Genomic DNA, 6,114 nt, shown 5'->3' with positions numbered 1-6,114 from the left:
TTCACCAGCATCGCCTGCACCCTGATCTGCTACCGCAGACTCACCAAATGAGATGACTTCTTAAAAATGGACGCTGCTCGACCGGCTGCGTGGGCGCGCGAGCCTACGGAGCGGCGATCAGGTTCAGTGAGACGAGCTCAGGCTCAGTGCGATAGGAGCAGGTCCTCTAGTCGAGGACCCGCAGGGATGTCTTGCGTACGCCGGAACCGGCCAGAGACAGCGCGCGGGTGTGAAAGACCTGAGGGCGCAGACGGCCGCTGCGCGGCGCCAGAACGGCTCGGGGGCAGGCATGGAGGAGATCGTCAAGGGGCTTGAGCGAGCGCTGCTGACCCGTCCCGTGCCCACTGGTGACGCCGCTGTGCGTTTCCTGCTCAGGGCGGAGAAGGGCTCCACGAAGAACGTGGCTGCCCTCCTGGGAATCTCCCAGCGCACGGTACAGCGGTGGGTCACCGCCCGGCCGGCAGTGCGCCGCCGCCCCAGCGTTGTACACGTGGGGTTGATCGAAGAGGCCGTCAGGGCACGGTGGCAGCCCCGGGTGCGAGCCCGCCAGCGGGCCTGGGCCGAGGCCGACGGGTTTGTCCTTCACACCAGGGCGCGGTTCGGTTTCGCCGCTCCGGCAGGATCGTCGGACGATCCGCGGGTACGGCTGATCACCCAGTACCTGTCAGGAGCAGTGGCCCGCGAGTTGTTCGCCGCCCGGGACGCCGGCGGGGGTGAGCAGCAGCAGCTGGTGATCCTCGCCCGTGCTCTGGGGCATGCCTACTTTCGGGACGGAGGGCTGCGTGCCCACGGTCTCGGGATCGCCTTCACCGACGTGGAGTTCGCCGAGTTCTCCATCGGCTGACCGTGCACCAGGGTTCGGGCTCAGCGCGAGGGCGGGGTCTGGTGCCGTGTCAGCATCGCGTCGTAGTGCTGGGCTTCCTTGCGTTCGCGCCAGTCCCACTGGATACGGCCGGTGCGCTGGTCGGCGGGCGGCTGCGGCGGGCGGAGCCTAGCGCTCTCGGCCACGCGCAGCAGGTTGGTGCGGTCGTGGGGGCCGGCCAGCAGATGCTGGTCCTGGCGGGGCGCGAGCCGGGCGAAGCACACGGCAGCTTTCAGGAAGACGCGCGCCCAGGGCGGCACCTGGTGCGAGGCGCAGCCGTCGGTGTAGCGGGCGCGGTCGTGCAGGGCCAGGGTGGCCGCAGCGTCGTCGTAGTCGCCGGGGCGGGCGGTGGCGAGCTGCTGTAAGGAGGCGCCGGTGAAGAGCGCGGCGGCGAGGGCGGCGGCCAAGCGGGGATGGGCGGTCACGGCGGCCAGGCGCTGGGCGGCTTTCTGGGCCGTCTGCCCAGTGAGAGGCGCCGGTGGCGGACGGTGCCGGAAGGCGATCGGCGGCGGTGTGCCCGGGGCGGTGCAGGGGGTGGGGCTGTCGTAGGAGACGAGGCGGTCCAGCGCGGGCAGGGTGAGCCACCGGTTGGCTGGGCGGGCGGGCTCGTCCGCAGGCGGGGGTACGGGAGCGGGTGTGCCGTAGTAGTGGCGGCGGGCGGCCTGGAAGTCGGCGGTGACGCAGTAGTCGGCCGTCTGCAGGGCCTGGTGCAGGGCGGCGGGCAGGTGAGGGCGGTGGCAGACCAGGGTCAGGTGGATACCGGTGAGGGCGCGCAACTGCAAGAGGCGCATCGTTCGGCGGGCGGTGAGGCGGTGGGCGCGCAGGACGGTCAGCCGGTTCACGGGCAGGGCCGTGAACCAGGCGGTGGCGGCTTCCCAGGCGGGCTGACCGCCGGCGGGGAAACGCCCCGGGAGCAGGGGCGGTTTACCCAGAGCGGCGAGAAGGTCGTGGGCGAGGCCGGTCTCGCTGGTGGTGCCCGGGCCGGGGTGCAGGGTGATCCGCCCTGAGGGCGGATGGTGGGCGGCAAGGGCAGTGTGCGTGTGGGACGCATCGTCGCCCGGGTCGATAACCACGGCGACGGGCGGCGGGGGCACGGCGGGCGGCATGGCGGCGTGGCGGCGTGGTGGTCAGGCGAGGCGGCTGAAGGCCCAGCGCAGCAGCTCCTGATCGACACGGGAGCGGCCGGTGCGTGCCAGGGCCGTGCGGGTGTGGGCGGTCAACTGGGCCCAGGCGCGAAAGTTGCCGTGTGCGGCGTGCTGGTCAGCGAAGGCGATGTCGTCGGGATCGGCGTCGGCCCACACCGGGTGGAACAGGGGAATGGCCTCCAGGATTTCGCCGGGGGTGAGGCGGGTGAAGTGCTGCCAGATGAAGATGCGGGAGGAGAGCATCGGTTCGCGGCGCAGCACGGTGTGGCAGCCCTCGCCGCCGACGAAGATGATCGCGAGCTGGGTGGCGGGTTCGTCCCACAGGTAGCGGAAGTATTCGAACGCTTCCCCGTTGAGCCACTGGGCCTCGTCGACGAGGAAGGTGCGGGGACGTTCGGCCAGGGCGGTCTTCAGCAGGCGGTCGAACTCGCTGGGGTGACGCGGTGGTTCGCCAGCCAGGTCGAGCGCGGTGAACAACTCGTAGCGCACCGCGCGGGCGGTGGGCCGGGCACGGAAGGTGATCTTGCGGACGTCCTCGCCGGGCTCGAGTGCGCGCAGGCAGGTGTTGACGGCGAGGGTCTTGCCGAAGCCGGCCCCGCCGTGGATGCACATCATGGCGCGGGCGGCGACCGTGTCGGCGATGTTCTCCCGGGCGGTGAGCAGGGCGCGGGTGGTGACCACGGACGCATCGGGCAGGTCGACGTACTGGTAGGTGGCCGCGGTCACGAGGCGTCTCCGTCTTCGTCGGTGGTGGGAGGTGCGGCCCGCCCGTCGCGGCCGTCCGGGGCGGAAGCGCCATCACGGCCGGGCGGGTGCGGGACGCGCGGGCCTGGCGTGGTCAGCGCGGCCAGGGAAACAGGGGTGCGCCAGTCGGCCGGGGGCGCGGCGGGCGGGATGAGGTCCGGCATCGCGAGCTGCGCGAGGTCGGTGTCGGCAGTCTGGGCGAGTTCGGCCTCGGCCTGCGCGGTGGTCAGCGCGCCGAGCCGCCGGGGCGCCTCGGGCTGGTTCACGGCGGCGTAGCGCTCGCGCTGGGAAGCCTCCAGGTCCTTCTTCAGACGGCGGGAGCGAGCGGCCCGCGCTCTTCGTACAGCGCTGATTTGTTCGTCGGTGGCCTGGTCGGCCAGGTCCGCGGGACCCAGGTAGCGGCCGGTGGCCGCGTGGTAGACCTCGATGCGGTGGTCGTGGTGGGGCATGAAGCGGACGCGGACCTGGATGCCGGCCTGCCCGGTCATCCACGGCCCCACGTAGTCGCGTTTCCTGAAGCGGATGCCGCGGGTGGTCAGCGTGCGGGTGCCGGCGTCCTCCAGGGTTAACGTCCACAGATCTGTTGCGGGCACGTCCCGCAGCGGGGTGGGATCGTCCTGCCACGCCTGAAGCGGAGTCTTTCCCCGCAACGGCGCCGGGCGGTGCTCGGTGTTCCACCAGAGCGTCCAGGCCAGCAGCCGGGCGGTGAAGTCCTCGAAGCCGAGCAGCACTTCGTCCTTCGGACGGGAAGCACGCTTACCGGGACGCGGCTGGCGGGCATAGCCGGGCAGCGCGGTCAGGAACATACTCTCCACCGCACGGTTCAGGCCCTCCACAGTGCCCTTGAGGTGCGGGGTGTAGGCGGGCAGGTCCTCCACCGTCACGTCCAGGAGATCAAACGCTGCGGTCACCGTCCGGGACAGGAAGTCCTTGCCGCGGTCGACCCGTACTTTCTCGGGCAGGCCGCCGATCGGGCCGTAGGGGTCCTCACGCAGGACCGCGGAACGCAGCGCGGCCAGCACCGACTCCCGCGACGGATCCCCCGGCGTGACCGCGACACCGGTGATCGCGTTCGTCGCGCAGTCGGTGAACCACGTGATCCACGGCCGGCGGGCCTTGCCCTCGACGTCGACCAGCACCGCCGCTTGGACGTGGTCGGTCTCCCACACCTGGTTACGCCAGCCCCGCGGCCTTGCCAGGAACACATCGTGCTTGCGTGCCGCCCGTTCCCCTCCCGCAAGCCCCGCCCGCTCCCCCGGCGTCAGATCACGGCGGATCGCCCGGTGCAGCGTCGTCAGCGACGGCACATCCGGCGGCAGACCTGAACCCGGCGGCGGCCCGGCCTGTGTACCGACATCAGCTACTGGGCGCCCGGCCGCGCGGACAGCGAGCTCACGCTGCACCGCGGCGACATTGCCCTTCCACAACGCCAGCAGCGCGCGGACCTCCGGTGTGATCGTGAACCTCGTGCCGGTCTGGGCCCGTGCCCCGGGCTCGTCAGCTGCCCGTTCGTCGCGGCCAGCTTCGGCCAGCCACCGCCACACGGTGCGCTCCGACACCCCCAGCGCATCCGCCGCCACCCGGACATGGCCGGTCGTCAGCTCGCCCCGCACCCGCAGAGCGAGCAGCCGGCGCACCGCCACACCGCGCAGCGCGGTACGCGACGCCTCCGGAAGCCCGCCCCGCGCGGCGCCGACCGCACCACCGTCTTCCATCTCCCCCTCCTGTCCGCACATTCGCTCAGACCGGAGGGCTCAGACGCCGGAACAGACGACGCAGCAGCGCCCGGTCCACCGCCGCATCCGGCACGGTAAGCAGCGCGTTCTGCAGATGCGTCGTCAAGGCAGCCCAGGTACGGAAGACACCGTGCGTGCAGGACTGGTCGATCCACGCCACCTCCCCACCCACGACGCCGGCCCACAGCGGATGAAAGGCAGACACCGTCGCAGCCACCTCGCTCCCGGCGAGACGCCCTACCTCCTGCCACGCGCAGACCCGCGACGCCAACTGCGGCACGCGCGCCACCGCGCGCTCGCTGCCCGCCCCGCACAGCACCAGCGCCATCCGGGCCTGCGGGTGGTCCCACAACGACTGCAGATACTCCAGACACGGCACCGGCAACCGTTGCGCCTCATCCACCACCAGTACCCGGGCCTCGTCCAGGGCGCCGACGATCCGCTCATCGGCCTCGGCCGAACGGTGCGGAAACCGGCCCGGCAACACCAGAGCCTCGAACACGGCCCGCCGCAGTTCCGACACCGACGGACGCACCGGCACCCGCACCCACGACACGCCCCAGCCCACCGGCGGATCCGACAACGCCATCCGCAGCGCCACCGTCTTGCCCCGCCCCGCATCCCCGAACACACACGCCGCGCCCCCGGCCGCCATCGCCTGCCCCACCGCCTCGGCCACCGCACGCACCGACGCCGTACGCACCGCCTGAGCACCCACCGGCACCACCACACCCGGCACGTCCCCCGCCGGCGCGGTTCCCCGCCCTGCAGACGTCAACAGCGAGGCCGGACCACCCGCGGCACAAGCAGACGGCGTACCGGTGCCCACACCCCCGACAGCGAGGTCCGACAGAGCCTGCCGGGTCTCCCGCTCAGCCCGCGCCCGGCGTACCACGGCACGGTCCGGCAACACCCGCCCCGCGGCCAGCTCACGCTGAACCGCCCGGTACACCGAAGCCAGCGACACCCCCGCATCCCCGTCCCCGCACTCCTCCAAATGCCGGTAGAGCACAGACACATTGCCGCCCGCCTGCGCCAGTACCTCCCACGCCTCGTCCGACAACTCGAACCGGGCACGCCTGCGACGCTCCACACGGCCCTCACTACGCGCCGCCTCCACCCACCGCCACACCGTCCGCGGGTGCACCCCCGCCAACTGCGCCCCCGCCCGCACATGCGCCGACGTCACACCACCAGCCGCATCCAGCTGAAGCAACCGCCCCACCAACACCGGCCGCGACACCGAGACCAAGCCCTCAAGCTCCCGCTCCCCCACCCGGTCCTCCCCCGCCACACGCCCGACAGAAGACCACCGTGAACCCGCCCGCCCCGCAAAAAGATCAGAAGTACCGTTCCCGTGACAGCGAGGCGAGATGGGGTGTACCGCCCCGCGACAGTGGCATCGGCAACAGACACCACCCCACGTCAGTGACCCCACCCCGACCTCAACACCCCGCCAGCACAAACACTGATATCTGACACCTCGTCACTGACACCCACCCACTGAGAGTGCGGTAAGTGATGGTCTAGCTAATTTCGCACCACTTCGTCCCAGTGGGTAGCAGGCCCCTGACCTCGGCTGTCGAGCCAAACCGGGGAGCCGGAGCCGTGCGCTCGGTCAGGGCGG

The 6,114-nt window shown here is 71.7% G+C and carries 5 protein-coding genes; 1 reads left to right on the top strand and 4 read right to left on the bottom strand.

Going from position 1 to position 6,114, the window contains the following annotated elements; genetic code table 11:
• Positions 1–229 precede the first annotated feature (229 nt).
• Positions 230–844 carry a telomere-protecting terminal protein Tpg gene (tpg, locus tag ACFPZI_RS22575; protein ID WP_381365848.1) on the top strand — a complete coding sequence of 205 codons (615 nt, stop codon included), beginning with the start codon at positions 230–232 and terminating at the stop codon, positions 842–844.
• Positions 845–864: 20 nt separating this feature from the next.
• Here the strand turns inward: tpg and ACFPZI_RS22570 are convergent, their stop codons facing one another.
• The 4 genes from ACFPZI_RS22570 to ACFPZI_RS22555 all read right to left on the bottom strand — a co-directional run bounded on the left by ACFPZI_RS22570 (position 865) and on the right by ACFPZI_RS22555 (position 5,763).
• Positions 865–1,956 (bottom strand): hypothetical protein, encoded by a 1,092-nt coding sequence (locus ACFPZI_RS22570; protein ID WP_381365846.1) that lies wholly within the window; start codon positions 1,954–1,956, stop codon positions 865–867.
• Positions 1,957–1,989: 33 nt separating this feature from the next.
• A complete protein-coding gene (locus ACFPZI_RS22565) occupies positions 1,990–2,733 on the bottom strand; it encodes an AAA family ATPase (RefSeq protein ID WP_381365843.1) in 744 nt (247 codons plus the stop codon).
• The gene (locus tag ACFPZI_RS22560; protein WP_381365856.1) at positions 2,730–4,388 is read right to left on the bottom strand and encodes a Mu transposase C-terminal domain-containing protein; all 1,659 of its coding nucleotides are present in this window, start codon (positions 4,386–4,388) and stop codon (positions 2,730–2,732) included. Before ACFPZI_RS22560 ends, ACFPZI_RS22565 begins: the two co-directional genes overlap by 4 nt.
• A 103-nt stretch (positions 4,389–4,491) precedes the next feature.
• On the bottom strand, positions 4,492–5,763 hold the full coding sequence (locus ACFPZI_RS22555; RefSeq protein ID WP_381365840.1) for an AAA family ATPase: 1,272 nt from the start codon (positions 5,761–5,763) through the stop codon (positions 4,492–4,494).
• Between the last annotated feature and the right edge of the window lie 351 nt (positions 5,764–6,114).

Source organism: Streptomyces chlorus, from assembly GCF_042655885.1.
GTDB lineage: Bacteria > Actinomycetota > Actinomycetes > Streptomycetales > Streptomycetaceae > Streptomyces > Streptomyces chlorus.
Note: the sequence above shows the minus strand (reverse complement) of the source record. Positions and strands in the feature narration are given on the sequence as shown.